The sequence below is a fragment of the Pedobacter africanus genome (assembly GCF_900176535.1).
Taxonomy (GTDB): Bacteria; Bacteroidota; Bacteroidia; order Sphingobacteriales; family Sphingobacteriaceae; genus Pedobacter; species Pedobacter africanus.
On sequence record NZ_FWXT01000001.1, the window covers coordinates 677,787 to 703,912 of the forward strand.

Sequence of the window (26,126 nt, forward strand, 5' to 3'; positions counted from 1 at the left end):
AAGCACTTATGGCTATGCACAATTCATTGTATTGGATAAATTATTTCAACAATAACCTTAAAAACCAAAGGATCGACTGGAGTATTCAACCTGTTTTGTCTGTCTCAGAAAAACAAAACATCCTAAAATCTTTACAGGCCTGGCAACTGGGCGAAACATCGGAAGGTACCAGCCTTGTAAAAGCTGCCACCAAACATGCAAAACAACTTAACGACCCCAATTATACCAATGCCATTAAACTCTTTATTAAAGAAGAGCAAAAACATGGAAACAACCTGGGGCGTTACATCGACCTTATTGGAGAGCAGAGAATTAAAAAAGACTGGGGTGACAGTCTGTTCAGAAAAATAAGGGGTTTAAATACCAATATGGAATTCTGGACCATAGCTGTTATTACCGTTGAAAGCGCTGCACAGCTATTCTACCAATGTTTAAAAGATGCAACCAGTTGTCGTTTGTTAAAACAAATCTGTACAGACATACTGATTGATGAGGCAGCACACATTACTTTTCAGATTGAACGGCTAAGCCTGATCTATCAACATAGAAATCCGCTATGGAGAACTGCAACTTATTACTTTTACACCGTTTTCTATTTTTCAACAGCGTTTACGGTTTGGATAGCACATAAACGGTTGTTTAAAGCCGGCCGGCTTGATTTTAAGCTTTACTGGAAGAAGATGAAATTAAAATTCAAAAAGACCATAAAAAAGCTAAAACCCGATCAGGAAAATATAAAGGTCGAAAATACCTGCGGTCATTTGCTATAAAGCTTTGGAAATTGTAGCTTTGGACAAATTTTTCAGCATAATGAATATCCACGAATATCAAGGTAAAGAAATTCTTAAAAGTTTTGGTGTAGCCGTACAAGAAGGCATTGTAGCCGAAACGGTTGAGCAGGCTGTTGAAGCTGCTAAAAAAATGAAAACCGACTACAATTCTGACTGGGTTGTAATTAAGGCTCAGATCCACGCTGGTGGACGCGGCAAAGGTGGTGGTGTAAAGCTGGCTAAAAACCTTGATGAGGTTAAGGAAAGAGCTACTGCCATTTTAGGTATGCAGCTGGTAACCCCTCAAACTGGTCCTGAAGGTAAGAAGGTACATAAGGTTCTGGTTGCCCAGGATGTTTATTACCCGGGTGCATCTGAAACCAAAGAGTTTTACATGAGTGTTTTACTGGATCGTGCAAAAGGAAGAAATATCATCATGTATTCTACTGAAGGTGGTATGGACATCGAAGAAGTTGCGGAACACACTCCTCATTTGATCTTCAAAGAAGAGATTGACCCTAAAGTTGGTCTGCAAGGATTTCAGGCACGTAAAATTGCTTTTAACTTAGGTTTAAGCGGTGCAGCTTTTAAAGAGATGGTGAAATTTGTTTCTGCCCTTTATAAAGCTTACGACAGCACAGATTCATCTATGTTTGAGATCAATCCTGTGTTAAAAACTTCTGATGATAAAATCATCGCTGTTGATGCTAAGGTTGATTTAGACGAAAACGCATTGTTCCGTCATCCTGACTATGCAGCCATGCGCGATAAACTGGAAGAAGATCCAACTGATGTAGAAGCAAGCGAATCAAACCTGAACTATGTTAAACTTGACGGTAACGTAGGTTGTATGGTTAACGGTGCCGGTTTAGCTATGGCTACTATGGACATCATTAAAATTGCCGGTGGTGAACCTGCAAACTTCCTTGACGTTGGTGGTACGGCAAATGCACAAACTGTAAAAGCTGGCTTTAATATCATCCTTAAAGATCCTAACGTAAAAGCAATCCTGATCAATATTTTTGGTGGTATTGTACGTTGTGACCGCGTTGCACAAGGTGTAATTGATGCTTACAATGAAATTGGTGATGTACCGGTTCCGATCATTTGCCGTTTACAAGGCACAAATGCCGAAGAAGCTAAAAAATTAATCGACGAATCAGGGTTAAAAGTTTATTCAGCGATTGCTTTGAAAGAAGCATCTGACCTTGTTACAAAGGTTCTGGCTTAATTAAGACTTACTTTCTATATAAAAGCGCCCTGGTTAGCCAGGGCGCTTTTTTTTATGTGATTATTTTTTGATACAAAATTAAAAAATAAGAGGCCTGTATCCATCCAGATGCAGGCCTCTCTAACCAAATATAAATTAAACGAGCAATACAAACATAGAGATATTTTTCAATTAAACCCAATAAAAAGTAAAATAATCTAATAAAAATTTAAAAAACCATAAAACACACTACAAAATTTCATGAAAAACACATCAAATAGCAAAAAACACATAAAACAAACCGACAAATAATTATGAAAAACAATAAAAAAACAAAAAACAGTAAATAAAACACGTGAATAACGACTAAATACAATTAAAAAATCAAATAATACCTTAAATAAAACATAAAAACATAAATAAAATCCAATAAAAAACTAAAAAACATCAAAAAGTAACACACAAATATTAAACTGTTATTTATTGGCAAAATTCCTTAATTTTGACGCTCTCCATAATAAAATCATGATACACAGAGAAAAAGTAAAAAGTCTGCTCGAGACAGAAGAGTTTAACAGGGAAGTAACAGTTATGGGTTGGGTACGTACCTTCCGTAACAATCAGTTTATTGCTATAAATGACGGTTCCTGCATGGGAAACCTCCAGATCGTGGTTGATTTTAATAATACCGATGAAGCTTTGTTAAAACGCATTACTACTGGTGCTGCAATTGCAGTAAAAGGTATTGTGGTTGAATCTGTAGGAAAAGGCCAGAAGGTTGACATCAAGGCCACCTCAATAGAGATACTTGGTGACAGCGATCCGGAGAAATACCCCCTGCAGCCTAAAAAACACAGTCTGGAATTTTTAAGGGAAATTGCCCACCTGCGCTTCCGTACAAATACCTTTAATGCCGTTTTTAAGCTGCGTCATGCACTAGCATTTGCCATACACCAATTCTATAATGAAAAAGGTTTTGTTTACATGCATACCCCTATCATTACCGCTTCCGACGCTGAAGGGGCAGGAGAAATGTTCAGGGTAACAACACTTGACCTGGAAAATCCTCCGCTTACTGAAGATGGCAAAGTCGACTATTCGGAAGATTTCTTTGCACGTTCTGCCAACCTAACCGTTTCAGGACAACTGGAAGGTGAGCTGGCTGCAATGGCATTTGGACAGATCTATACATTTGGCCCTACATTCCGTGCAGAAAACTCGAATACCACACGCCACCTGGCTGAGTTCTGGATGGTAGAGCCTGAAGTTGCCTTTGCAGACCTGGAAGACAACATGCAGCTGGCAGAAGACATGCTGAAATATGTCATTAACTATGCATTGGTAAACTGTAAGGAGGAAATTGACTTTTTAAACAACCGCTTACTTGAAGAGGAAAAAACCAAGCCTCAGAATGAGCGCAGTGAATTGTCGCTGATTGAAAAACTGAATTTCTGTCTGGCCAACGACTTCGAAAGGTTAACTTATACAGAAGCCATCAAAATCCTGAAAGCGTCAAAACCAAACCAGAAAAAGCAGTTCAAATACCTGATTGACGAATGGGGTGCCGATCTGCAGTCGGAACACGAACGTTACCTGGTGGAGAAGCATTTCAAGAAACCAGTAATCCTTACCGACTACCCTGCCGACATCAAATCGTTCTACATGCGTCAGAATGAGCCTGACGAACAGGGCAGAAAAACGGTTGCTGCTATGGATATCCTATTCCCTGGTATTGGCGAAATGGTAGGCGGATCGCAACGGGAAGAACGCATGGACAAATTGGTTGCCAGAATGGAAGAACTGAACATTCCACAGGAAGAACTCTGGTGGTTCTTAGACACCAGACGCTTTGGTTCAGCACCGCACTCTGGTTTTGGATTGGGCTTCGAAAGACTGGTACAGTTTGTAAGCGGCATGGGCAATATCAGGGATGTAATTGCATTTCCCCGTTTCCCGAAAAACGCTGAATTTTAATTTTAGAAAAACAAACATATCAGAAAGCCGTAAGCAAATGCTCACGGCTTTCTCGTTTCAGACTATCATTTTATTAAGGGTTTGCACTACCTGAATTCAGGCTATCTGAAAAAGAATTGGCCTGCGCATAATCGACCATAGATACTTTATAATCTGTAGGATTAAAACTGGAAGATACGCTAAGTGCCATGCCCAACTCAAAACGCATCGGATAAGGGGTTTGCAATAAACTCCCTTCAGGAATATAAGGAAAACTCTCCATATAAGATTGCATGACATTAGGCGCAATACGCCTGTTTATGTAGGCCCTGGTCAGCTGATAGGGATGGTGCAATCCGGCTGCCCCCAGCAGTTCTACCGCACTAGCTATGGTAAGGCGATGAAAATTAAATACCCTTACTTTCTTATCTTCGACCACCAGGCCCTTCATTAAGCTCGGGTCTTGTGTAGCCACCCCAGTAGGACAGGTGTTGCTGTTACACTCCAAAGCCTGGATACAACCCAATGCAAACATCATCCCTCTTGCCGAATTACAGAGATCGGCTCCCAGTGCTATATTTTTTACGAGGTCAAAACCCGAAGCGATTTTTCCGGAAGCGATGATCTTAATGTGCTTTTTCAGATCAAAACCGGTAAGGACATCGTACACAAAAGCAATGGCTTCCCGTAAAGGCATCCCGACAGCATTGGAGAATTCCTGCGGTGAAGCCCCTGTCCCACCTTCGCCCCCATCAACCGTGATAAAATCAACATAGATACCGGTTTCAACCATGGCCTTACAAATGGCAAAAAATTCACTTCTGCGGCCAATACATAATTTGATACCTACAGGCTTTCCGCCCGACAATTCACGCAATTGCTTTACAAAAGCGATCAACTCCAAAGGCGTTTTAAAAGCGGAATGTGCAGGTGGTGATATCACATCAAAACCTTCCTTAACCAGCCTGATCCTGGCTATCTCCGGGGTAACTTTCCGTGCGGGCAAAATACCACCATGACCAGGCTTTGCACCTTGCGACAACTTGATCTCGATCATCTTTACCTGATCGGACTGAGACCGCTCCGCAAAGGCCTGCGGGTTAAAAGAACCATCATCATGGTTGCGGCATCCGAAATAGCCTGTCCCGATTTGCCAGATCAGGTCCCCTCCCGGGTTTGCATGGTAATCACTAATCCCTCCTTCTCCGGTATTGTGCGCAAAGCCGCCCAATTTCGCACCGCCATTTAAAGCTAAAATGGCATTCTGGCTCAATGAGCCAAAACTCATTGCAGAAATGTTATATATACTCGCAGAATAAGGCCTGGTACAATCGGGCCCGCCAACCAGTACGCGTGGATTTTCATCCAGCTCGTGATGGCTGATAGCCGATATGCTATGACTTAGCCATTCGTATCCATTTTCATATACGTCAAGCTGGGTACCGAACGGGATTGTATCGTTCTCCATTTTGGCCCGTTGGTAGATCAGTGAACGGTTTAAACGGCTAAAAGGCTTTCCATTCGTGTCACTTTCCACAAAATACTGATATACTTTAGGCCGCAGATCTTCCATAAAATACCTTAAACGCCCTACAACCGGATAATTTCTTACAATGCTGTGTTTGGGCTGATACAGATCGTAAATACCTAACAAAACAACGGGACCTGTAAAAATGAACAGCCACCATAGAGGCGGATAAGTAAGGCCTAACATTACGGTAAGCGCTACCAAAAATGCTGCAATAGCGATGAATGCTTTTCTCATACGTATCAATTTACTAAAAAACATGCCAATAGAATAATAATTATCCGATTTCGGTCTAAGATTTGTTTAATTTTACATATGCTTATCAAAATCTATCCGGAGAACCCAAATCCAAAAGCAATTGAACAGGTTGTTGAAGTCCTGAAAAAAGGTGGACTGATCATTTATCCTACCGATACCGTGTATGGTTTGGGTTGCGATATTACCAATCAGCGAGCGATTGAAAAAATCTGCCGAATCAGGGGCATCAAGCCAGAAAAGGCTAACTTCTCGTTCATATGCTCTGATTTAAGACATATTTCCGATTACATCAAGCCTATTGATACGGCCACATTCCGGGTATTGAAAAAAGCTTTGCCAGGGCCTTTTACTTTTATTTTTAATGCCAATAACAATGTTCCGAAACTATTGAGTTCCAACAAAAAGACAGTAGGTATAAGGGTACCGGACAATGATATTGCCCGCGAAATTGTAATGCAGCTAGGTAACCCCATTCTTTCTACATCCATTAAAGACGATGACGAGGTGATCGAATACTCTACCGACCCGGAATTGATCCATGAAAAATACGAAGACAGTGTAGACCTGGTAATAGATGGCGGATATGGTGACAATGAAGCTTCAACGGTGGTAGACTGTACCTCCGGAGATTTTGAGGTTATCCGTGAAGGTAAAGGCGATCTGGAAAGCTTCATGTAATTTTATTGAAAATGGCTATATTTACAGATATGGCTAAATTACTCAACCTACAGGCATTTAAAGATTTTTTTCGTTCCGGTCAAATTGGCGGCATCATTCTACTAGTTTGTGTGGCCATTTCCCTGTTTATTGCAAATTCATCTCATGCAAATGCATTCTCTGCTTTCCTGGCCACCGACTTTGGCTTTACTTTTGGCAGCCAAAGCTATGCATTTACAGTTTCGGCATGGATAAATGATGCTTTAATGGCTGTTTTCTTTTTATTGGTAGGCCTTGAAATTAAACGGGAGATGATTGAAGGTGAGTTGTCTTCTGTTAAAAAAGCATCGCTGCCTGTGGTTGCCGCATTGGGCGGAATGCTGGTTCCGGCTTTTATTTATTTTGTTTTCAATAAAGGGCAAAGCACTGCCTCGGGCTGGGGCATCCCTATGGCTACCGACATTGCCTTTGCACTGGCCATCATTTCTATGCTTGGAAAAAGCGTACCCACGTCGTTAAAGGTCTTTCTGGCTGCACTGGCTATTGTAGACGATCTGGGTGCAATCCTGGTTATCGCTATTTTTTACACCAATGAGGTCCATTTCGATTATCTGCTGATGGCCGGGGGAGTAATTGCACTGCTGCTCGTGTTTAACCTTTTCAACATCAAGGCACTTTATTTTTACCTGATACCGGGTGTATTTTTATGGTATTTTATCCATCATTCCGGTATACACGCTACCATTGCCGGGGTATTACTGGCCTTAACCATTCCAACAAACAGTACCAATATAGAATCGCCCCTTGAAAAGCTGGAACACCTGTTAAACGGGCCTGTAAATTATTTCATTATGCCCATTTTTGCACTGGCCAATACCAATATCACTTTTCAGAAAGAAATGATCGGTGGCCTGGCATCGCCGTTGGGCCTGGGCATCATTATAGGTTTATTTGCAGGGAAGACACTCGGGGTAACTTTATTCTCCTGGCTCGCCGTTAAACTTAAGCTGGGCAGTCTTCCTTCCAGGTCTGGCTGGAAACACATCATTGGCTTAGGCATGCTGGCCGGCATTGGTTTTACCATGTCAATTTTTATATCCCTGTTGTCCTTCGACGATCAGCTTTATGTTACAGAAGCCAAATTTGCCATTCTTTGTGCTTCTGTAATTTCAGGTCTTGCAGGTTTTATGTTCCTTAAATCGATCCGCAAAAAACAAGCAGCTGTTAAGGCTTAAACTGCTGCATAAATGAACGGATGCTGCTGCTCAGGTCATTGGCATTTAGCGCCTTTACAAAAGCGCTGCCTATAATGGCCCCATTGGCATATTGACAAGCCTTATCAAAGGTCTCTTTGCTGTTGATGCCAAAGCCAATCATGGTGGGGTTATTCAGCTTCATGTCTGCAATTCTGGAGAAATAACTTTCTGTATTTTCAGATACCTGTAAATGCTGCCCCGTAGTAGCTGATGAAGACAACAGATAGATAAAGCCATTGCTTAAGCCGTCTATTTTTCTGATCCGTTCCGGAGAGGTTTGCGGTGTTACCAGAAAGATGTTACTCAGCCCATGCTGGGCAAATACCCCTTTATACAATTCTTCATACTCGGTCATAGGCAAATCGGGTACAATACAGCCATCTACCCCCACCTCTGCACAGGCCTTACAGAAGTTCTCTACTCCAAACTGCAGCATCGGGTTTACATAACCCATCAGCAATACCGGAACAGTAACCGATTTACGCAGGTCTTTCAGTTGTTCAAAAAGCAGTTTAAGGTCCATTCCATTGTCGAGCGCCTGTTTGCTGCTGGCCTGAATGGTGGGCCCATCGGCTACAGGATCTGAGTAAGGAAAGCCTATTTCCAGTAAATCGGCTCCTGAGCGTTCCAATTCAGCTGCAATGGTAACCGTATCTCCCAAATTGGGATAACCAGCGGTATAGTATATTGATAATATATTCTTTTTCTCCTGAAATAGTTGTTGTAACCTGTTCATATTATAAATTAAAATATTTCATATAGGTATCCATGTCTTTATCCCCTCTTCCGGACAGGCATACCACTACATTTTCTTTACCGCTAAAGCTCATTTTTTCGAGGTAAGCCAAAGCGTGCGCACTTTCTATTGCCGGTATAATCCCCTCCATCTGGGTAAGCAGCAAACCGGCCTGCAGCGATTCATCATCTGTAATAGAGACATACTGACCCCTGCCTGTTTTGAAAAGATGGGCATGCTGAGGGCCAATACCAGGATAGTCCAGTCCTGCGGATACGGAATGTGGTTCTACCACCTGGCCATCATGGGTTTGCATTAAAATGCTCCTGCTGCCATGCAAAACCCCCTCCTTACCCAATGTTGTAGTCGCCGCAGAAAAGCCGCTATCTACGCCTTTACCTCCGGCTTCAACCGCGATCAGTTTAACTTTCTCATCGTCAATAAAATGATAAAACATGCCCATCGCGTTGCTGCCACCACCTACACAGGCCAGTACGTAGTCGGGCTGATCACTACCGGTCTGTTCTATGAGCTGTTTTTTGGTTTCCTCAGAAATGATGGATTGAAAAATGGCCACCATATCGGGATAGGGATGCGGACCAACTACAGAACCAATAATGTAGTGCGTATCTACAGGGTTGTTGATCCAGTCGCGCATGGCCTCATTGGTTGCATCTTTTAAGGTTTTACTGCCCGAAGTGGCAGGCACTACTTTAGCGCCCAGCATCTTCATCCTGGCCACATTTGGCGCCTGGCGCTGAATGTCAATTTCGCCCATATATACCACACATTCCAGTCCGCGCAAAGCACAAACCGTTGCGGTGGCCACGCCATGCTGCCCTGCCCCTGTTTCGGCAATAATTCGTTTCTTCCCCAGCTTTTCGGCAAGCAGGATCTGGCCTATGGTGTTGTTAATTTTATGTGCACCGGTATGGTTCAGGTCTTCACGTTTCAGAAAGATATTGGCATTGTATTTTTGAGAAAGACGTTTGGCAAGATACAATGGAGAAGGCCTGCCCACATAATCCTTCAGCAATTGATGAAACTCCTTCTGGAACGTTTCATCTTCAATTATTCTCAGGTAGTTCTGCCTCAGCTCCTCCACATTCGGATACAGCATTTCGGGAATGTAAGCTCCGCCGAAATCCCCATAATAACCTTTTTCATTTACAAAGTAGTTCATAATGATGTCTTAAATTCTATCAATTTATCTATGTCTTTCAAGCCTGGCGCAAGTTCAAACCTGCTGTTGATGTCAATGCCATAAAGACGGGTATCTTCTATATTTTTTATTTGCCCGATACTGTCAAGTCCTATTCCACCGCTCAGAAAATAAGGTTTATCGAGTGTGTACCTGTTGAGCAAGGCCCAGTTAAATGTTTTGCCGGTACCGCCATGGTTGGGGCTCTGTGTATCAAAAAGAAAGTAATCAACCACTCCAGCATAATTTTTTAGCTGGTCAAAATCGAAATGTTCATCTATACCAAAGGCTTTGATTAGCTGTACGCCATGATCGGCAAGCAGGCCTCTTAAGGCTATACAATACTTTACAGGCTCCGAACCATGTAATTGTACTGCATTTAAACCATATAAAGTGGCAAGTTCTGCAACTTTATTCAGTTCTTCATTCACAAACACACCGGTCCGTTTAATTCCGGCCGGAAGGTTACGGACAAATGAAGGAGTTAGCCCATCGATAAACCTTTTGGAGCCCCTGTAAAAGATGAAGCCTAAATAATCCGGCTTTAACGCAGCTACTGCCTGAACGTTTTCAGGAAGCTTCATGCCGCATATTTTCAATTTAGGTTTCATGTTTCTTAATTTTTTAAGCTGAACAATTTATCTGCCTGTTAGTTTTTTAAAGCTTTGCAATGCCATTTTCCCCATTAGGGAAGCTTCTGCTTCATAAAAACAATCTGCAAATGTTTTAAACGGAGTAATGGTTTGAATAGCCAGGGCCGCATTACACAGCACCACATTGTTTTGTTCTTCGGTGCCTTTCCCATTTAGTACATCCATAAAAATTTCAGCCGATGACTCAACAGTATCACCACCCTTGATCTTATCTTCCAGGATCTGCTCAAAGCCAAGATCGCTCACTTTGATCAGCGCTTCCCCTTTTTTGCTAAAGGTCTTGATGTCGCAGGTCAGGGAAACCTCATCAAAGCCATCCACCGCATGAAGGATGGTATAATTTTTATCTGTATCCTGGTACAGATAGGCATATAAGCGGGCAAGTTCCAGGCTAAACACCCCTACAATCTGATTTTTGGGCTGCGAGGGATTAACCATTGGCCCAAGCATATTGAAGAATGTTTTCACGCCGAGTTCTTTACGGATTGGCGCTACAGTTTTCATTGCCGGATTAAACAATGGAGCGTGAATAAAACATATACCCGCATGGTCAAGGCTTCTTTTTAAAACATCCTGTTCATTGGTAAAAGTATAGCCCAGGTACTCCATGACATTGGAAGATCCGCAGCCTGAGGATACACCATAGTTGCCATGCTTGGCCACCTTATGGCCTGCCCCGGCCACAACAAAGGAAGCCAGCGTAGAAATGTTAAAGGTATCTTTTCCATCGCCACCGGTACCACAAAGATCAACCAGTTCAAAATCAGAAAGGTCGAGTTTTATACAAAGGTCCAGCATGGCATCGCGAAATCCCTGTAACTCTTCTACGGTGATGTTGCGCATGCCATAAGCGGTAATGAATGCAGCAATCTGCGAGGTATTGAATTCCCCCATTGCAATGGCAGTTAAAATCCTTTGCGCCTCGCTCCGGCTAAAGGTTTTGTTTTCAAACAGGTGGTTAAGTATCTTCTTCATATCAATGGTTCCCAGCTGGGATTTCAAAAAGGTCGTAAAACAAAAAAGGTTGCCTTAAGCAACCCTCAAATATTATTATATAAAATAAAAACGTTCAATACAGGGTTACACTACGCATTTGCGTTGTGCCACCACCAGTTATTAAGTCCGTTTGTTAGTATCATTACGGCAAATATGGAATTGTTTTTGCAAAGGAGCAAATGTTTTTTAAAAAAAATTATTTTATGAGGGCGTTTTTCTCCTTTGTGAAGTGCTTGAATACCAGTTTATCAGCCAGTGCCGGAAACAATTTGTTGATCCATACGGTCAGCTTGCCCTGTCCGGTCATCACCAAAGTACGTTTACGTGCCGCAATGCCATCCACGATGTTCGAGGCCACTTCTTCTGCACTCATCATCTTCCCTTCTTCCATGCTGGTTTCGCCATGCGATGCGCCATCTTTGGCCAGTGCGGCAACACGGATATTTGAGGCCGTAAAACCTGGACAGGCAACCATCACATGCACCCCTGTTTTCAGGAGCTCTGTTCGCAATGACTCCATAAAGCCGTTCATAGCAAATTTTGAAGAAGAGTAACCTGTACGCCCAGGCAATCCGCGGTAACCCGCAATAGAAGACACCCCAACTATGCTGCCTTTTGTTTTAAGGATTTCGGGCAGTGCATATTTTGTGCAATATACTGTACCCCAGAAATTCACATCCATCAGGTTCTTCAATACAGACAGGTCCAGTTCATTAAACAATGCCCGCATAGACAAACCTGCATTGTTAATGAGCACATCAATTTTACCGAAGGTAACCAGGGCTTGTTTAATGAGTTGCTGGCAATCTTCTTCCTTACTCACGTCGGCCTGTACGGCCACGGCTTGTATGCCATAACGCTTTTCCAGATCAGCAGTGATTTCACAAAGGGTAACGTACTGACGGGCCGCCAGTACCAGGTTGGCCCCGCGCTTTGCAAATTCTTCGGCGCAGGCTTTGCCAATACCCGAAGAGGCACCGGTAATGATGATTACTTTATGCTTAAAATCCATGCTGGTTATTTGATTAATGAAGTTTGGTAAGGCACTCGGGTTACAATAGATCTGCCCAGGGTGATCTCATCTGCGTATTCCAGTTCTCCGCCAAAAGCGATGCCCCTGGCAATAGTGGTAATCGGGACATGAAAATCTTTAAGACGTTTGTAAAGGTAAAAAAGCGTGGTATCCCCTTCCATAGTGGCACTTAACGCAAGTATAACTTCCTTAACAGGGGTTGTTGCTACACGCTGTACCAAAGAGTCTATGAACAGATCTGAAGGTCCGATTCCATCCATGGGCGAAATGAGGCCACCCAAAACATGATAAAGACCGAAGTATTGCCCGGTATTTTCAATCGCCATGACATCCCGGGTATCTTCCACCACACAAATCACCTCTTTTTCCCTTTTAGCAGCCGCACAGATGTTGCACAACTGGTTGTCGGATATGTTATGGCAAACCTGGCAGTGTTTGATTTCTTTTCTCAGCCTGATCAATGCATTTCCGAATAGCTCTACCTCTTCCTGCTCTTTGTTTAACAGGTGCAATACCAAGCGGAGTGCAGTCTTCTGCCCTACGCCCGGGAGCTTGGAAAATTCATTCACAGCATCTTCAAGTAATTTGGAAGAAAAGTTCATCTTACAAATTTATGTTTATTTTTATTATTTATACCTGTAAACTCATGATGGTTTCTTACATTTAACCGCTTTAATTAAACCATAATATGAGTCCAATTATTCTTTTGTCCTTTCTTCTCGGCTACTTTTTATTGTTAATCGGCGTGGCTTATCTTACTTCAAGAAACAATTCTGATAATGCCTCGTTTTTTATTGCCAACAGGAATTCCAAATGGTACCTGGTTGCTTTTGGGATGATTGGAACGGCCCTATCGGGTGTAACCTTTATATCTGTACCGGGCGCAGTTGGCAAGAGCGATTTTGGTTATTTTCAGTTTATACTGGGAAATGCCGTCGGTTTTATCATTATTGCCACGGTATTACTTCCACTCTATTACAGGTTAAATATCATTTCTATTTATACTTACCTTGAGCGGCGTCTGGGCTTCTGGAGTTACAAAAGCGGTGCGGTCATCTTCCTGGTATCCCGAACCATTGGATCGGCCTTCAGATTATACCTGGTAGCTATTGTATTGCAAAAATTCATTTTTGATGCCTGGAATGTACCTTTCTGGCTAACCATTGTCATTTGCCTGGTACTGATCTGGCTGTACACGCATAAAGGTGGCCTCAAAACCATCATCATTACAGATACACTTCAAACTGTTTTTTTACTACTTTCAGTGATCTTGTCTATTATATTTATTGCCCGCTCTCTAAACCTAGATGTAGCGGGTACCTTTGAGGCCGTTAAAAACAGCAGTTACTCCAAGGTATTCTTCTGGGAAGATTTTCTGGGTAGCAAGACCCACTTCCTCAAACAGTTCCTGGGCGGTATTTTCGTAACCATTGCCATGACCGGTCTGGATCAGGATTTAATGCAAAAAAACCTAAGCATGAAGACCATTGGCGAAGCACAAAAAAACATGTTTACCTTTACCACTGTATTCGTGATCATGAACATCTTTTTCCTGAGCGTAGGTGCTTTGCTGTACCTGTTTGCGGCCAACAACGGGATTGATGTTGCAGCTCTAAAAACGCCCGACCACTTGTATCCTGAAATTGCATTGAACCACCTTAATGTCATTCCGGGGATCATTTTTATGCTTGGCTTAACTGCCGCAACTTTTGCGACTACAGACTCGGCCTTAACGGCACTAACCACCTCTTTTTGTGTTGACTTCTTACATTTCGATAAGAAGGAAGACCAGAATGATCCGGTATTGGTACGTAAAAGACACCTGGTACACATCGGCTTCTCTGTACTGATGGTACTGGTGATCATGATCTTTAAAATCATTAATGATGACTCGGTTGTGAACGCCATATTTAAAGCAGCAGGCTATACATATGGACCTTTGGTAGGTTTATTTGCTTTTGGCATGTTTACCAAAAAGGCTGTTACAGACCGACTTGTGCCTTATATTTGTATACTTTCCCCGATATTATGCTTTATTATTGACATGAACTCCGTGGCTTGGTTTGGTTATGCACTGGGCTTTGAGTTGATTATATTGAATGGATTGATTACTTTTTTATTACTTTGGGTTACCGGAAAGACATCTACCGGGCAGACCAAATTTTAAGACCCTAATACCTATAGAATGACAAGTGAAGAGAAAATAAGAAGCGCTTTTGAGAATAAAAACTGGCAGGAAATAAAAGTTACTGATTCCTGGCAGATCTTCAAGATCATGGCCGAATTTGTTGACGGCTTTGAAAAACTGGCAAAAATAGGGCCTTGTGTATCCATCTTCGGATCGGCAAGGACGGCAGAAACCAATAAGTACTACGAAATTGCTGTTGAATGTGGCAGACTGCTGACAGAGCGGGGATATGGTGTAATTACCGGTGGGGGGCCAGGGATTATGGAGGCAGGTAACAAAGGCGCACACTTGAATGGCGGTAAATCGGTGGGATTGAATATAGACCTTCCTTTTGAGCAGTTTCACAATAAATACATAGACCACAATAAGCTGCTTGAATTTGATTACTTTTTCATCAGGAAGGTGATGTTTATGAAGTATTCGCAGGGCTTTATTGTTTTACCTGGCGGAATGGGAACTATGGACGAGCTTTTTGAGGCCATTACCTTGATCCAGACCGGAAAAGTTGCCCGTTTCCCAATTGTGCTGGTAGGAAAAGAATACTGGGGCGGCCTGGTAGAATGGATCACCAATACCATGCTGCAAAAGGAGCACAACATTCATGCAGAGGATTTGAACCTGTTCAGGTTAGTGGATACCGCGGCTGAAGCAGCAGAACACATTTTCAGGTTCTACGACAAGTATGTGCTGAAACCGAATTTTTAAGTACTTTTCAAGCAAGATCTGGTTATTTAAAGGTCAAATATTGTTCGCCTCAACCCTTTTGCTAAAACCGGATTTTTAGTTTTTTATATAAAGTCAAACATTGTTCGCCTCCTCAAACTTTTTGCTGAAGGGCAAAAAATTTGCATGTCGGCTCACAACATTTGACTTTTTTCGTGTCTTACCTTTTACAACTTATAAATCACAAACCAGGTATCTCATGAATTTTTTCGGTTGGTCTGGCAATTATTGCCTTGTCGCCCGAAACCACAATTGGCCGTTCAATCAGGATGGGGTTTTCGACCATGGCCTGTATCCACTCCTCATCGCTAAGGTTTTTTCCTTTATATTTTTCTATATAAACCATTTCGGTTTTACGGATCAGCTCATGAGCCTTAATCCCAAGTTTGTTTACAATGGCAGATAACTCGGCTACCGTTGGCGTGTCCTGTAAATAATTTACAATCTCAAATTCTTGTCCGCTTTCTTCTAAAATGGCCAAAGCACATCTGCTTTTGCTGCACCTGTTGTTGTGATATATCTGTATCATTTACAAAAAATTAAAATCTGATAATTGCGGCTTTTAACCAATTACATCCTCCACTCACTTTACGCCGAACCCTTCCTCAATTTATTTCAATCCCCCCTTCATTCTGGCTGGCTGTTGATTCGTTTTGGAAAAATTTTTATTGTTGTGAGCCGACATGCAAAATTTTTGCCCTTCAGCAAAAAGTTTGAGGAGGAGAACAATATTAAAAATTTACCCAAAATGGCTAACACCACCAGATACCACCAACTTCATGGCATCCGCAGCGCTCATATTCAGTGGCTTTATTTTTTCATGTTTCACGATGTAAACCTGTCCTGCAAAAGAATAAGAAAAGGGGAAATAAACGATAGACTCTCCGGGCAGCCCAATCGATTTCAGGTCATTTTGTGTAAGGAACCCTATTCGCTTCAGGTCTCCCTCAACATCTACCAGAACTGGGTTATTGAATTTTTTCTCATCGCCAACAAAAGCCTCTGTAAGGTCTTTGATAGACGAATAAATGAACTTTAAGAGTGGAATCTTATCCAGTAAGCGCTGAAACCAGTTGTACATGGGTTCGGTAACAAAGTAGGTCACAAAAATCCCTGCCAGCATGATCAGCGAAATGACCAGTGCCAGTCCCAAACCCGGAATGTTACGGCTTGCGCCGGTCTTAGGGTCAACCCCTAGAATATTGTTTACATTTAACCAGCTATCGACCGTAGTTACTGCCCAGATGACGATAAAAATACTTAATGCAATAGGGAGTACAATTAACAATCCTTTGATCAGATAATTCAGTAATGCCCTGCCAACTCTATTCATAGCGCAAATTTAGCTAAAAATTACTCATAAAAATAGACCCGCTTAACCCTTTGCGAAACGTTGGTCAATATCTCGTAAGGAATGGTGCCAATCTGACGGGCAAGCTCTGCTATGCTCAGCTGATCGTTAAAAACAATGGCTTCATCGCCTGTTTTCACGTCCAAGCCCGTTACATCCAGCATACACATATCCATGCAGATCACGCCTACAGTAGGGGCCTTTTTTCCATGAATAAGCATTGCACCTACCCCGTTGCCAAAAGCACGGCTATAACCATCGGCATAGCCAATTTTTACCGTTGCAATTGTACCCCCTTCGGGCAACAGGCCTTTACGCCCATAACCTACTGTTTCATTTGGCTTGATTTGCTTAACCTGTGTAACAGTGGTTTTTAATACGGCAACGGTCTGCAAACCAGCATTGCCCTTTAACCCTCCGTCGAAGCCATACAAACCAATACCAATCCGGACCATATCCAACTGTGCCTCCGGATGCCGTGAAACCCCTGAGGTATTGGAAATATGCCTTATAAAAGGGTAATTAAGTTCCGTACCGATCACATCTGCCATAGCCTTAAACCGTGCCACCTGGTGCCGGGTAAATTCATCATGCAAGCCTTCTTCACTACCTACCAGATGAGAAAAAACGGAGGCTACCTTTACTTTATCTGTTCCTCTTAACAGGTTCAGCAGTTCCGGCAGATCGGGTTCTTCAAAACCAAGCCGGTGCATACCGGTATCCATTTTAAGGTGCACCGGGTAATGGTCTTCCTTCACAAAGTCTATAAAGCGCCGCAAAATATCGGCATTGTAGATCTCGGGCTCCAGCTTATAGCGAACAATGGCATCAAAGGCGGAAGGCTCAGGGCTCATGACCATAATTGGCATCTTTATCCCCCCTTTTCTCAATGCAACCCCTTCATCGGTATAGGCTACAGCCAGATAATCCACTTTATGGTATTGCAGCAGATTGGCAATTTCAAAGCTGCCGCTACCGTAGGAAAAGGCCTTTACCATAGCCATAATCTTAACACCTGGCTTCAGTTTGGCCCTATAGAACTGAAGGTTGCCGGCCAGGGCATTCAAATCTATTTCCATAACGGTATCGTGTACCTTCTGGGCAATCAGCTTACTGATCCGTTCAAATTCAAATCTCCTGGCCCCTTTGATCAGAATGGTTTCACTATTGAAATGTAAGGCCGGAAATTGTTCAATGAAAGCCTCAGTACTTTCAAAAAAGGTGTTTTCCATCTCAAAAAGCTCAGCCGATGAGCTGATATGTGGTCCAATACCGATCAGCCGGTCTACATTTTTTTGTTTCAGCAATGCGGCAATTTCTGCGTACAATACCTCCTCGCTTTTACCGGTTTCAGAAATATCGGAAAGGATCACCGTCCGCTTAGGATACTGGTTCTGCAGGTTTAAAAAATCCAGTGCTATGGCCAGCGACGAGATGTCGGCACTATAAGAATCATCTATCACAGAGCATTGGTTAATCCCATTTTTTAATTCCAGGCGCATGCTAACCCGGGTCAGTTTTTCTAATCGCACATCGGCTTCTTCGGGTGTATAACCTAATGCAAGTAAAGTAGCCCAGCAAATGATACCATTTTCTACGGCAGCTTTATCACTAAAGGGGATCAGGCATTCAATTTCCGTTCCTTTATAACTGGCGCGGATATAATTTTTACCGTCAATGGGTTCTATGAACAAAATCTGCAGGTCTGCCTTCTCTTTTAAGCTCCATGAAAATTTTGATTTTCCAGGCAAATCCCCTGGATTTAAGCCCAAAGTGTATTCAGGTGAATAAATAAACAGCTCTGCCTCTTTAAACAGTTTCAGCTTTTCGAGCAGCTTTTCTTTTTGTGAGGCAAAACCTTCGGCATGTGCCTCGCCCAGATTTGTAAGCACTCCAATGCCCGGCCTGATGATGTCGGCAAGCAGTTCCATCTCCTCTACTTTTGAAATACCGGCTTCAAAAATACCCAAAGTATGGCTATCGGAAATTTCCCAGACAGAAAGCGGAACACCAATCTGGGAGTTAAAACTCTTTGGGCTACGTACAATGTTAAAATCTGCTGCCAGCAATTGATACAGCCACTCCTTAACTATGGTTTTGCCATTGCTTCCCGTTATGCCCAACACCTTTAGGTTATGCTGCTGCCGATGGTATTTCGAAAGGTTTTGTAAGGCCATCAGCACATCAGCTACCAGTATAATGTTTGCGTCAGAAAATGCGTTCAGATAGCGATCATCACTAATCACAAAATTTCTGACCCCATTCAAATAAGCATCTTTCAGATAGGTGTGCCCGTCTCTTTTTGCATTTAAAGCAAAAAAAAGGGAATGTTCAGGATCAATAACGATCCTGCTGTCTGTTACCAGTTTGCTGATCAGGGCATCTTGTTTTTGATTAAAGGATTTTGCATCCAGAATCTCTGCAATATGGCTTATGGTATATGGGAAACCGTTCATTCAGCAAAATTAAACTTATACCTTCAAAATACTGTTCCCTGTCCATTTATATTTTTTCATTTCTGATGGTTTTATATCTTCAGGAATACCAGCTGGCCGCTGAACAAAAAGAACAGAAAAAAACCATTAAAAAGTTAGCAGGTTTGATCTATCTTATATAGATTTACATTAGAGAGCGTTAATGGTGTCCCGGAGTAACTTCCGGGGCGCTTTTTTTAGAGAACAAAGGATGTTAGAATTCAGCAACTTAGAGCACATTTCAAACAACGCCCTGCTCCACACCTTCAATGAATCTTTTTCAGATTATTTAGTAAAGATGCAGTTGACAAAAGAGCAACTGGAGCGAAAGTTAATAGCTGATTCCATAGACCTGAAATTATCGGCAGGGGCTTATGAAGATGGAAAGCTTGTTGGTTTCATTTTACATGGTCTAGATGTGCAGGGAAATGAAAAGCTAGCCTATAATGCCGGCACTGGAGTAATTCCCACAAAAAGAGGCCGGAATTTAACCAGAGAAATGTACCGGTTCATCCTTCCACTGCTGGAAAAGGAAGGCATTACAAAATGTATGCTTGAAGTGCTGGAGAAAAACCTCCCTGCGATAAAAACCTACAAAACTATTGGCTATACCCTAAACCGGGAATTGGTGTGTCTTAAAGGAAAGTTCAAAGGAACTTCAATAGATCCAAAGGTTCCGAGGATTAAAGCCTTAAAAAAAATTAACTGGACCGAGGTCAGTACCTTCTGGGACTGGCAGCCTTCCTGGCAAAATTCGGTTACAGCGATGCAAAACCTGGGCGAATACAATAAAATTGCAGGCATTTACGATGGGCGCAAACTGGTGGCCTACATCTGTTACAATCCGGACAGCAACAGAATAGCTCAGTTTGCAGTTCACCAATCGTATCGGCGCAGAGGTTACGGAAAAGCATTGTTTAAACATGTAGCCGGGCACAATAACACAGAGCTTTCTGTAGTCAATGTAGATATAGATTCTGGGCCAACCATAACCTTTCTGGGCTCTGTAGGACTGTTCCCCTACATTTATCAATACGAAATGGAGAAGCCGTTATTTGTTTTCTGATAAAGCGTGTTGCATTAAAATAGATTCCAGTATCCGGCCCGACTCCTGCTCCCGTCCAATCAGATCCTGCAAAGTAACCTTATCCAGCAGCTGGTCTACCGTAAGCTGGATCATTTGCCATAAAGAACGTATAGAACAATCTATTGAATTGGTACATAGTTTCAATGCCCCGGTGTAGTCTTCACAAAATTTCTTGCTGTAAAGGGCACCGCCCAATACCTTCATCACCTGATTGATGTTAATCTGGGCAGCAGGCTGCGCCAGTACATAACCTCCTTTGTACCCTGGTGTGCTATTGATATAACCTGCAATCCGCAGCGCACGTGTAAGCTTTCCTACATAAGCCGCTGATATGCCCTCTGCCTCGCTAATAGCCGGAATGCTAATCCCTTCGCGATCATTATGCTTTCCAATACGAAGCAAAATCCTTAATCCATATTCTTCCTGTGCAGTAATTTTCATCCGATATCCTTTTTTATCACATCATTCCCAATTCCAGCCTTGCCGCCTCCGACATCATATCCTTGTTCCAAGGTGGGCTCCAGGTTACTTCTACCGTAACTTCATTTACCCCCTCAATAGCTTTTACTTTTTCTTCAACCTCCAGGGGGATGCTTTGCGCAGCAGGACATCCGGGAGCAGTAAGCGTCATTACAATCTGCACATTGTTCAATGGCGGCATAATCTCCGTTTCATAGATCAAACCGAGTTCATAGATGCTTACCGGTATTTCAGGATCATAGATGGTCTGCAGACAATCTATGACTTTTTGTTTTAGCGCTTCTTTATCCATCAGCTTTATTATTTTCTGCCCCTTCCATCATTTTATAGGCAAGGGCATAGTTTTTCATTTGTTTAATCATAGCCAGCAAACCGTTGGAGCGGGTTTGCGCCAGGTGCGTCATCATTCCAATACGGGCAATGAAATCCATTTGTGCATTCAGGATTTCTTCGGGACTATGGCCAGACAATACCCTGATAAGCATACTGATCAGCCCTTTAACAATAACGGCATCGCTATCTGCTTTAAAATACACTTTCCCATGCTCAAAAAAAGCAGTTAACCAAACAGTTGACTGACAACCTTTGATCCTATTGGCCTCTGTTTTATATTCATCTTCCAGCAATTCCAGCTTCTTCCCTAAATCTATGATGTATTCATACTTATCTTCCCAGCTGTCAAACAGGGCAAAATCTTCGACAATCTCGGCTTCAATCTCGGTTATTGGCTTTACATTCATTACTGCAACATTTTTAAGGTTTTTTGTAAACCTGCAATAAACACATCTATTTCTTCCTGCTGGTTATATAAGGCAAAAGATGCCCTTACCGTTCCCGGGATACCAAAACGCTTCATCAATGGCTGGGTGCAATGGTGCCCTGTCCTCACTGCAATACCCATATTGTCCAGCAACACCCCAATATCCTGAGGGTGAACACCTTTAACAACAAATGAGACCAGACTGGCTTTAGCCTTTGCTTCTCCTACAATACTGAGTCCTGGAATGGCTTTTAACCGGGTAGTTGCATAAGCAAGCAACATGGCTTCGTGCTCCCTGATCTCTGCCTTACCTGCCTGTTGAATAAAATCAAGGGCAGTTTTTAACACAATTGTATCTGCAATATTAGGCGTTCCGGCTTCGTATTTATAAGGCAGATCGTTATAGGTTGTCCGCTCAAATGTAACCTCTTTGATCATTTCCCCACCTCCCTGAAAAACAGGCATATCCTGCAACAGCTCCCGTTTACCATACAAAACACCAACCCCCGTTGGTCCGTACACTTTATGCCCGGAAAAAGCAAAAAAATCACAGTCCATCTTCTGTACATCTATGTCTAGATGGACGGCAGACTGCGCACCATCTATCAGCACTCTGGCGCCAACAAGATGTGCAGCAGTAATGAGTTCGTTTACAGGATTTATAGTACCCAGGGAGTTCGACACATGCACAACGGCAACCAGTTTGGTTTTAATGCTCAACAGTTCTTTAAAGGCCTCCAGTGATAGTTCACCCTCCTCTGTAACCGGTATTACCTTTAAAATGGCTTGCTTTTCTTCGCATAGTATCTGCCAGGGAACAATATTGGAATGGTGCTCCATACCGGATATGAGTATCTCATCACCCTGCTGAACATTTGCCCTGCCCCAGGTATAGGCTACCAGGTTAATGGCTTCTGTGGTCCCTCTGGTAAAGATGATCTCCTCTGTGCTATCTGCCCCGATAAATTCTTTTACAGCTATACGGCTTGCTTCATAAGCCAGGGTGGCCTCTTCTGCAAGCGTATGTATACCACGGTGTATATTGGCATTATAATGCGAATAATAATGGCTCAAGGCATCAATTACACATTGCGGCTTTTGCGAAGTTGCGGCATTATCAAAATAAACCAAAGGCCTATCTTTTACCATCCTTTGCAGTATTGGAAACTGCTGTCTTAAATCTGTAATTGCCATTACCTGATAGATAAATGTTTATGGATCAGTTTTTCTACATATTTACGAAGGGGAGCTGGCTTAATGTGCTCCAGTATATCGGAGGCATAAGCCTGTAACAACAGTACTTCCGCATCTGCCTTTGGAATTCCCCTTGCCCTTAAATAAAAAAGGGCTTCATCATCCAGCTGGCCTACTGTACAACCATGTGAGCATTTTACATCATCCGCAAATATTTCCAGCTGAGGTTTGGTATTGATGGTTGCCTGGTCGGAGAGTAAAATATTCTTGTTGGATTGATAAGCATTGGTTTTCTGCGCCTCGGGCTGTACCATGATCCTGCCGTTGAATACGGCAGTTGAAGCATCATTGGCAATGCCTTTATAGAATTGATTGCTAAAGCAATTGGGCTGTCTGTTATCTATCAGCGTATGGTTATCAACATGGGTTTTACCCTTCAAAAGGTAGAGGCCGTATAAATGGGTTTCATTGCCGGCAGCATCAAGCACAAGGTTCATATTGTTGCGAACGATACCGCCGTTGAGGCTTATGGTTACCGTATGCACATGACTGCGTCCGATTTGGGTAATGTGGGTTGTATTTACCTGGCTGGCGTTGCTACCGTCATTCTGTATCTTGTAATACTCCACAAAGGCATTTTCGGCAACCACTATTTCCATCACTTCGTTATAAAAACTATCCGAACTGCCCAACGTAGTATAAGCTTCTGCCAATTGTACCCTGCTGTTTTCCGCAGCATAAATCAGGCTTCTGGGCTGAGACATAATGTGCTGGCCCCGGGCATCTGAAAGGTGATATAGGTAAATGGGGTGTTCGGGCGATTTGCCTTTGTGTACGTTGATAAAAATCCCATCATCCATAAAAGCGCCGTTTAAAGCATGGATCCCATCCTTTACATAATTGCTGCTTTGGTTTAAATGTGCTGTAACAAGGGATTTATAATTGCTGCTAAGTGCCTCTTTTAAGGATAATATTTCGAGTTCTGTACTGGAAGAACGGATATCGGACAGCGCAGGATTAAAATGCCCGTTTACAAACACCAACTCATTTGCTTCGGCATAACCCGGTAAACGCATGACATCCACATCGGCTCTGGTAACTTTGCTTTCTGTTCCTGAAAGATTGTATGCTTTGTCAAACAGGCCGCTGATGCCGGTGTATTTCCACTCTTCAGTGCGAAAAGTAGGTAGGCCGGTTTTTGTAAAAGTATCAAAACTATCCGACCTTATTGCAGCCATGCCATCTGCTGCTGCTGCTGGCTGCGACTGGTCAAATTGTTCTTTAAAATAAGTTAAATCAATCATGGTATAATTTCTTTAGTCAACACCAGGAATTGTTAAATCGGCCTCTTCTGTAATAAAATCGTACCCTTTCTCTTCCAGTTCAAGCGCAAGTTCTTTGGTTCCGGATTTAACGATACGACCGTTATAAAGCACATGCACAAAATCTGGCTGAATATAATCCAGCAGGCGCTGGTAGTGTGTAATCACCAGCACGGCTTGTTCAGGATTGTGCAGTTTATTGATGCCATTGGCCACAATGCGAAGGGCATCAATATCCAGACCCGAGTCTGTTTCATCGAGTATGGCCAGTTTAGGTTCCAGCATCGCCATCTGAAATACTTCATTGCGTTTCTTTTCGCCTCCGGAAAAACCTTCATTGATGGAGCGGCTAAGCAGCGACTGGTCGATCTCCACCAGTTTCATTTTCTCTTTCATGGTTTTCAGGAAAGCCACTGAATCCAAGGGTTCCTGTCCATGATACTTGCGCTTTTCATTTACCGCGGCCTTGATAAAATTGGTGGTACTTACACCCGGAATTTCTACCGGGTACTGAAAAGCCAGGAAAAGTCCTTCACGTGCCCTGTCTTCGGGTTCCAGGTCCAGCAGATTTTTCCCCAGGAATGTTACCTTGCCTTCTGTAACCTCATATTGTTCCCTTCCGGCCAACACAGATGCAAGTGTACTTTTACCCGAACCATTCGGCCCCATAATGGCATGTACTTCTCCTGCTTTGATCTCCAGGTTAATCCCCTTTAAAATTTGTTTGCCTTCTACGTTAGCGTGTATATTTTTTATTGACAACATATGCTTATAATTTATTTTGTGCAGACAGCTGGTCTTAACCCACACTGCCTTCCATGCTGATGGTCAGCAGTTTTTGCGCTTCTATGGCAAATTCCATAGGCAGCTGGTTCATTACTTCTTTGGCAAAGCCGTTTACAATCAGGGCAACTGCAGCTTCAGGGTCAATTCCCCTTTGCCTGCAATAAAAAAGCTGGTCTTCACCAATCTTGGATGTTGTAGCCTCATGCTCTACAATTGCCGTTTTATTTTTAACCTCTATATAGGGGAAAGTATGTGCACCACATTTATCGCCCAGCAGTAAAGAATCACATTGTGAGTAATTACGTGCGTTCAAAGCCTGTTTACTTGTTCTCACCAGTCCGCGGTAGCTGTTTTGGCTATAGCCTGCCGAGATGCCTTTGGCCACAATCCTGCTCCTGGTGTTTTTACCCAGATGGATCATTTTTGTTCCGGTATCGGCCTGCTGGTAGTTGTTTGTAAAGGCGACAGAATAGAATTCTCCTATAGAGTGATCTCCTTTTAAGATCACACTTGGATACTTCCAGGTAATGGCCGAACCGGTCTCTACCTGCGTCCATGAGATTTTGGAGTGGTTACCCTTGCAAATGCCGCGCTTGGTTACAAAATTATAAATGCCACCTTTACCTTCTTTATCGCCAGGGTACCAATTCTGTACCGTGGAATACTTAATTTCTGCTTTTTCCATGGCGATCAGTTCTACGACTGCAGCATGCAGCTGGTTTTCATCGCGCATAGGCGCAGTACAGCCTTCAAGATAGCTTACATAGCTTTCATCTTCGGCAACAATTAAGGTACGCTCAAACTGTCCGCTGTTTTCTGTATTGATGCGGAAATAAGTAGATAGCTCCATCGGACAACGCACCCCCTTAGGGATATAGCAAAAAGATCCATCTGTAAAAACGGCTGAATTTAATGCAGAGAAATAATTGTCTGTCATAGGGACTACTGAACCCAGGTGCTTTTTAACCAGCTCAGGATGCAGTTGTATGGCCTCACTAATGGAGCAAAAGATTACCCCTATTTCCGACAATTGTTCTTTGAAAGAGGTAGCTATGGAAACACTGTCCATCACCACATCTACAGCCACCCCTGTAAGCCTTTTCTGCTCGGCAATAGAGATACCCAGTTTTTCAAAAGTGCTCAGCAATTCGGGGTCTACCTCATCCAGACTGTTCAGCTGCTGCTTAGGTTTGGGGGCCGCATAATAAATAATATCCTGGTAATTAATTGGCGGGTACTTTACATTAGGCCAGGTTGGCTCTACCATAGTAAGCCAATGGTGATATGCCTTCAGCCTCCACTCCAGCATCCATTCAGGTTCGTTCTTTTTGCTGGAAATCAAACGGATCACATCTTCATTCAATCCTTTCGCAATCGTATCGGTATCTATATCGGTCACAAATCCGTATTTGTATTCATTCAATACGGCATGATCTATGGTGTCTTGTTGTTCTTTCATGGTGTTAATGAATTGAAAGATTAGAATAATAACACAAAGATACCCCGTTTT

25 protein-coding genes are annotated in these 26,126 nt (G+C 42.7%); 8 read left to right on the forward strand and 17 right to left on the reverse strand.

The genetic code is table 11. The annotated features are described in order from the left end of the window. The first annotated feature begins 14 nt into the window (after positions 1-14). The 3 genes from B9A91_RS02515 (at position 15) to asnS (ending at position 3,954) form a co-directional block, all read left to right on the forward strand. Complete coding sequence (locus tag B9A91_RS02515) at positions 15-770, forward strand: ferritin-like domain-containing protein (protein WP_084239548.1); 756 nt, start codon at positions 15-17, stop codon at positions 768-770. Between the two features lie 40 nt (positions 771-810). Next, positions 811-2,001 (forward strand): ADP-forming succinate--CoA ligase subunit beta, encoded by a 1,191-nt coding sequence (sucC, locus tag B9A91_RS02520; protein ID WP_084239549.1) that lies wholly within the window; start codon positions 811-813, stop codon positions 1,999-2,001. Between the two features lie 504 nt (positions 2,002-2,505). Next, entirely contained in the window at positions 2,506-3,954 is a 1,449-nt protein-coding gene (gene asnS, locus B9A91_RS02525; RefSeq protein WP_084236846.1) for an asparagine--tRNA ligase, read from the forward strand. 73 nt (positions 3,955-4,027) lie between these two features. Here the strand turns inward: asnS and B9A91_RS02530 are convergent, their stop codons facing one another. Continuing rightward, entirely contained in the window at positions 4,028-5,698 is a 1,671-nt protein-coding gene (locus B9A91_RS02530) for an FMN-binding glutamate synthase family protein (protein WP_084236847.1), read from the reverse strand. Between the two features lie 78 nt (positions 5,699-5,776). Here B9A91_RS02530 and B9A91_RS02535 point away from each other — a divergent pair, with 78 nt between their 5' ends. Together B9A91_RS02535 and nhaA are read left to right on the forward strand one after the other, a co-directional pair. Then, a complete protein-coding gene (locus B9A91_RS02535; protein WP_084236848.1) occupies positions 5,777-6,397 on the forward strand; it encodes an L-threonylcarbamoyladenylate synthase in 621 nt (206 codons plus the stop codon). 29 nt (positions 6,398-6,426) lie between these two features. Then, the gene (nhaA, locus tag B9A91_RS02540; protein WP_084239550.1) at positions 6,427-7,611 is read left to right on the forward strand and encodes a Na+/H+ antiporter NhaA; all 1,185 of its coding nucleotides are present in this window, start codon (positions 6,427-6,429) and stop codon (positions 7,609-7,611) included. On the opposite strand, the gene trpA is transcribed toward nhaA, so the two are convergent. The 6 genes from trpA to recR all read right to left on the reverse strand — a co-directional run bounded on the left by trpA (position 7,601) and on the right by recR (position 12,853). Continuing rightward, a complete protein-coding gene (gene trpA / locus B9A91_RS02545; protein ID WP_084236849.1) occupies positions 7,601-8,368 on the reverse strand; it encodes a tryptophan synthase subunit alpha in 768 nt (255 codons plus the stop codon). The genes nhaA and trpA overlap by 11 nt on opposite strands. Position 8,369: 1 nt before the next feature. Next, complete coding sequence (gene trpB, locus B9A91_RS02550) at positions 8,370-9,551, reverse strand: tryptophan synthase subunit beta (RefSeq protein ID WP_084236850.1); 1,182 nt, start codon at positions 9,549-9,551, stop codon at positions 8,370-8,372. Next, complete coding sequence (locus B9A91_RS02555) at positions 9,548-10,180, reverse strand: phosphoribosylanthranilate isomerase (protein WP_084236851.1); 633 nt, start codon at positions 10,178-10,180, stop codon at positions 9,548-9,550. Before B9A91_RS02555 ends, trpB begins: the two co-directional genes overlap by 4 nt. 27 nt (positions 10,181-10,207) lie before the next feature. Next, complete coding sequence (gene trpD, locus B9A91_RS02560; protein WP_084239551.1) at positions 10,208-11,197, reverse strand: anthranilate phosphoribosyltransferase; 990 nt, start codon at positions 11,195-11,197, stop codon at positions 10,208-10,210. A 217-nt stretch (positions 11,198-11,414) separates the two neighbouring features. Further along, complete coding sequence (locus tag B9A91_RS02565) at positions 11,415-12,230, reverse strand: SDR family oxidoreductase (RefSeq protein WP_084236852.1); 816 nt, start codon at positions 12,228-12,230, stop codon at positions 11,415-11,417. A gap of 5 nt (positions 12,231-12,235) precedes the next feature. Then, on the reverse strand, positions 12,236-12,853 hold the full coding sequence (gene recR / locus B9A91_RS02570) for a recombination mediator RecR (RefSeq protein WP_084236853.1): 618 nt from the start codon (positions 12,851-12,853) through the stop codon (positions 12,236-12,238). 86 nt (positions 12,854-12,939) lie between these two features. Here recR and B9A91_RS02575 point away from each other — a divergent pair, with 86 nt between their 5' ends. Together B9A91_RS02575 and B9A91_RS02580 are read left to right on the forward strand one after the other, a co-directional pair. Further along, entirely contained in the window at positions 12,940-14,418 is a 1,479-nt protein-coding gene (locus B9A91_RS02575; protein ID WP_084236854.1) for a sodium:solute symporter, read from the forward strand. A gap of 18 nt (positions 14,419-14,436) precedes the next feature. Further along, positions 14,437-15,144, forward strand: a complete 708-nt coding sequence (locus tag B9A91_RS02580; RefSeq protein ID WP_084236855.1) for an LOG family protein — start codon at positions 14,437-14,439, stop codon at positions 15,142-15,144. 199 nt (positions 15,145-15,343) lie between these two features. Here the strand turns inward: B9A91_RS02580 and arsC are convergent, their stop codons facing one another. The 3 genes from arsC to B9A91_RS02595 all read right to left on the reverse strand — a co-directional run bounded on the left by arsC (position 15,344) and on the right by B9A91_RS02595 (position 18,969). Then, positions 15,344-15,691 (reverse strand): arsenate reductase (glutaredoxin), encoded by a 348-nt coding sequence (arsC, locus tag B9A91_RS02585; RefSeq protein ID WP_084236856.1) that lies wholly within the window; start codon positions 15,689-15,691, stop codon positions 15,344-15,346. A gap of 210 nt (positions 15,692-15,901) precedes the next feature. Further along, positions 15,902-16,495, reverse strand: a complete 594-nt coding sequence (locus tag B9A91_RS02590; protein WP_084236857.1) for a DUF502 domain-containing protein — start codon at positions 16,493-16,495, stop codon at positions 15,902-15,904. A 20-nt stretch (positions 16,496-16,515) separates the two neighbouring features. After that, a complete protein-coding gene (locus B9A91_RS02595; protein ID WP_084236858.1) occupies positions 16,516-18,969 on the reverse strand; it encodes a bifunctional UDP-N-acetylmuramoyl-tripeptide:D-alanyl-D-alanine ligase/alanine racemase in 2,454 nt (817 codons plus the stop codon). 316 nt (positions 18,970-19,285) lie between these two features. On the opposite strand from B9A91_RS02595, the gene B9A91_RS02600 reads away from it, so the two are divergent. Continuing rightward, positions 19,286-20,053 carry a GNAT family N-acetyltransferase gene (locus tag B9A91_RS02600; protein WP_159451624.1) on the forward strand — a complete coding sequence of 256 codons (768 nt, stop codon included), beginning with the start codon at positions 19,286-19,288 and terminating at the stop codon, positions 20,051-20,053. Here the strand turns inward: B9A91_RS02600 and B9A91_RS02605 are convergent. Genes B9A91_RS02605 through sufB form a run of 7 tightly spaced genes read right to left on the reverse strand, consistent with a single transcriptional unit; the run spans position 20,039 to position 26,075 of the window. Continuing rightward, positions 20,039-20,515, reverse strand: coding sequence for an RrF2 family transcriptional regulator (locus B9A91_RS02605; protein ID WP_084236860.1), 477 nt, complete (start codon positions 20,513-20,515; stop codon positions 20,039-20,041). The two genes, B9A91_RS02600 and B9A91_RS02605, sit on opposite strands and share 15 nt — an antisense overlap. Before the next feature lie 16 nt (positions 20,516-20,531). Further along, on the reverse strand, positions 20,532-20,846 hold the full coding sequence (locus tag B9A91_RS02610) for an iron-sulfur cluster assembly protein (protein WP_084236861.1): 315 nt from the start codon (positions 20,844-20,846) through the stop codon (positions 20,532-20,534). Beyond that, complete coding sequence (locus tag B9A91_RS02615; protein WP_084236862.1) at positions 20,839-21,294, reverse strand: SufE family protein; 456 nt, start codon at positions 21,292-21,294, stop codon at positions 20,839-20,841. Before B9A91_RS02615 ends, B9A91_RS02610 begins: the two co-directional genes overlap by 8 nt. Further along, on the reverse strand, positions 21,294-22,508 hold the full coding sequence (locus B9A91_RS02620; protein ID WP_084236863.1) for an aminotransferase class V-fold PLP-dependent enzyme: 1,215 nt from the start codon (positions 22,506-22,508) through the stop codon (positions 21,294-21,296). Before B9A91_RS02620 ends, B9A91_RS02615 begins: the two co-directional genes overlap by 1 nt. After that, complete coding sequence (gene sufD, locus B9A91_RS02625; protein WP_084236864.1) at positions 22,508-23,812, reverse strand: Fe-S cluster assembly protein SufD; 1,305 nt, start codon at positions 23,810-23,812, stop codon at positions 22,508-22,510. Before sufD ends, B9A91_RS02620 begins: the two co-directional genes overlap by 1 nt. A 12-nt stretch (positions 23,813-23,824) precedes the next feature. Beyond that, positions 23,825-24,595: a Fe-S cluster assembly ATPase SufC gene (gene sufC / locus B9A91_RS02630; RefSeq protein ID WP_084236865.1), complete on the reverse strand. Its 771-nt coding sequence runs from the start codon at positions 24,593-24,595 to the stop codon at positions 23,825-23,827. Between the two features lie 34 nt (positions 24,596-24,629). Then, on the reverse strand, positions 24,630-26,075 hold the full coding sequence (gene sufB, locus B9A91_RS02635; protein ID WP_084236866.1) for a Fe-S cluster assembly protein SufB: 1,446 nt from the start codon (positions 26,073-26,075) through the stop codon (positions 24,630-24,632). Positions 26,076-26,126: the final 51 nt, after the last annotated feature.

Bases quoted from the DNA above. Each gene is read 5' to 3' on its own strand.
- B9A91_RS02515 (WP_084239548.1), top strand. From the start codon at position 15: ATGCACAATTCATTGTATTGGATAAATTATTTCAACAATAACCTTAAA.
- sucC (WP_084239549.1), top strand. From the start codon at position 811: ATGAATATCCACGAATATCAAGGTAAAGAAATTCTTAAAAGTTTTGGT.
- asnS (WP_084236846.1), top strand. From the start codon at position 2,506: ATGATACACAGAGAAAAAGTAAAAAGTCTGCTCGAGACAGAAGAGTTT.
- B9A91_RS02530 (WP_084236847.1), bottom strand. From the start codon at position 5,698: ATGAGAAAAGCATTCATCGCTATTGCAGCATTTTTGGTAGCGCTTACC.
- B9A91_RS02535 (WP_084236848.1), top strand. From the start codon at position 5,777: ATGCTTATCAAAATCTATCCGGAGAACCCAAATCCAAAAGCAATTGAA.
- nhaA (WP_084239550.1), top strand. From the start codon at position 6,427: ATGGCTAAATTACTCAACCTACAGGCATTTAAAGATTTTTTTCGTTCC.
- trpA (WP_084236849.1), bottom strand. From the start codon at position 8,368: ATGAACAGGTTACAACAACTATTTCAGGAGAAAAAGAATATATTATCA.
- trpB (WP_084236850.1), bottom strand. From the start codon at position 9,551: ATGAACTACTTTGTAAATGAAAAAGGTTATTATGGGGATTTCGGCGGA.
- B9A91_RS02555 (WP_084236851.1), bottom strand. From the start codon at position 10,180: ATGAAACCTAAATTGAAAATATGCGGCATGAAGCTTCCTGAAAACGTT.
- trpD (WP_084239551.1), bottom strand. From the start codon at position 11,197: ATGAAGAAGATACTTAACCACCTGTTTGAAAACAAAACCTTTAGCCGG.
- B9A91_RS02565 (WP_084236852.1), bottom strand. From the start codon at position 12,230: ATGGATTTTAAGCATAAAGTAATCATCATTACCGGTGCCTCTTCGGGT.
- recR (WP_084236853.1), bottom strand. From the start codon at position 12,853: ATGAACTTTTCTTCCAAATTACTTGAAGATGCTGTGAATGAATTTTCC.
- B9A91_RS02575 (WP_084236854.1), top strand. From the start codon at position 12,940: ATGAGTCCAATTATTCTTTTGTCCTTTCTTCTCGGCTACTTTTTATTG.
- B9A91_RS02580 (WP_084236855.1), top strand. From the start codon at position 14,437: ATGACAAGTGAAGAGAAAATAAGAAGCGCTTTTGAGAATAAAAACTGG.
- arsC (WP_084236856.1), bottom strand. From the start codon at position 15,691: ATGATACAGATATATCACAACAACAGGTGCAGCAAAAGCAGATGTGCT.
- B9A91_RS02590 (WP_084236857.1), bottom strand. From the start codon at position 16,495: ATGAATAGAGTTGGCAGGGCATTACTGAATTATCTGATCAAAGGATTG.
- B9A91_RS02595 (WP_084236858.1), bottom strand. From the start codon at position 18,969: ATGAACGGTTTCCCATATACCATAAGCCATATTGCAGAGATTCTGGAT.
- B9A91_RS02600 (WP_159451624.1), top strand. From the start codon at position 19,286: ATGCAGTTGACAAAAGAGCAACTGGAGCGAAAGTTAATAGCTGATTCC.
- B9A91_RS02605 (WP_084236860.1), bottom strand. From the start codon at position 20,515: ATGAAAATTACTGCACAGGAAGAATATGGATTAAGGATTTTGCTTCGT.
- B9A91_RS02610 (WP_084236861.1), bottom strand. From the start codon at position 20,846: ATGGATAAAGAAGCGCTAAAACAAAAAGTCATAGATTGTCTGCAGACC.
- B9A91_RS02615 (WP_084236862.1), bottom strand. From the start codon at position 21,294: ATGAATGTAAAGCCAATAACCGAGATTGAAGCCGAGATTGTCGAAGAT.
- B9A91_RS02620 (WP_084236863.1), bottom strand. From the start codon at position 22,508: ATGGCAATTACAGATTTAAGACAGCAGTTTCCAATACTGCAAAGGATG.
- sufD (WP_084236864.1), bottom strand. From the start codon at position 23,812: ATGATTGATTTAACTTATTTTAAAGAACAATTTGACCAGTCGCAGCCA.
- sufC (WP_084236865.1), bottom strand. From the start codon at position 24,595: ATGTTGTCAATAAAAAATATACACGCTAACGTAGAAGGCAAACAAATT.
- sufB (WP_084236866.1), bottom strand. From the start codon at position 26,075: ATGAAAGAACAACAAGACACCATAGATCATGCCGTATTGAATGAATAC.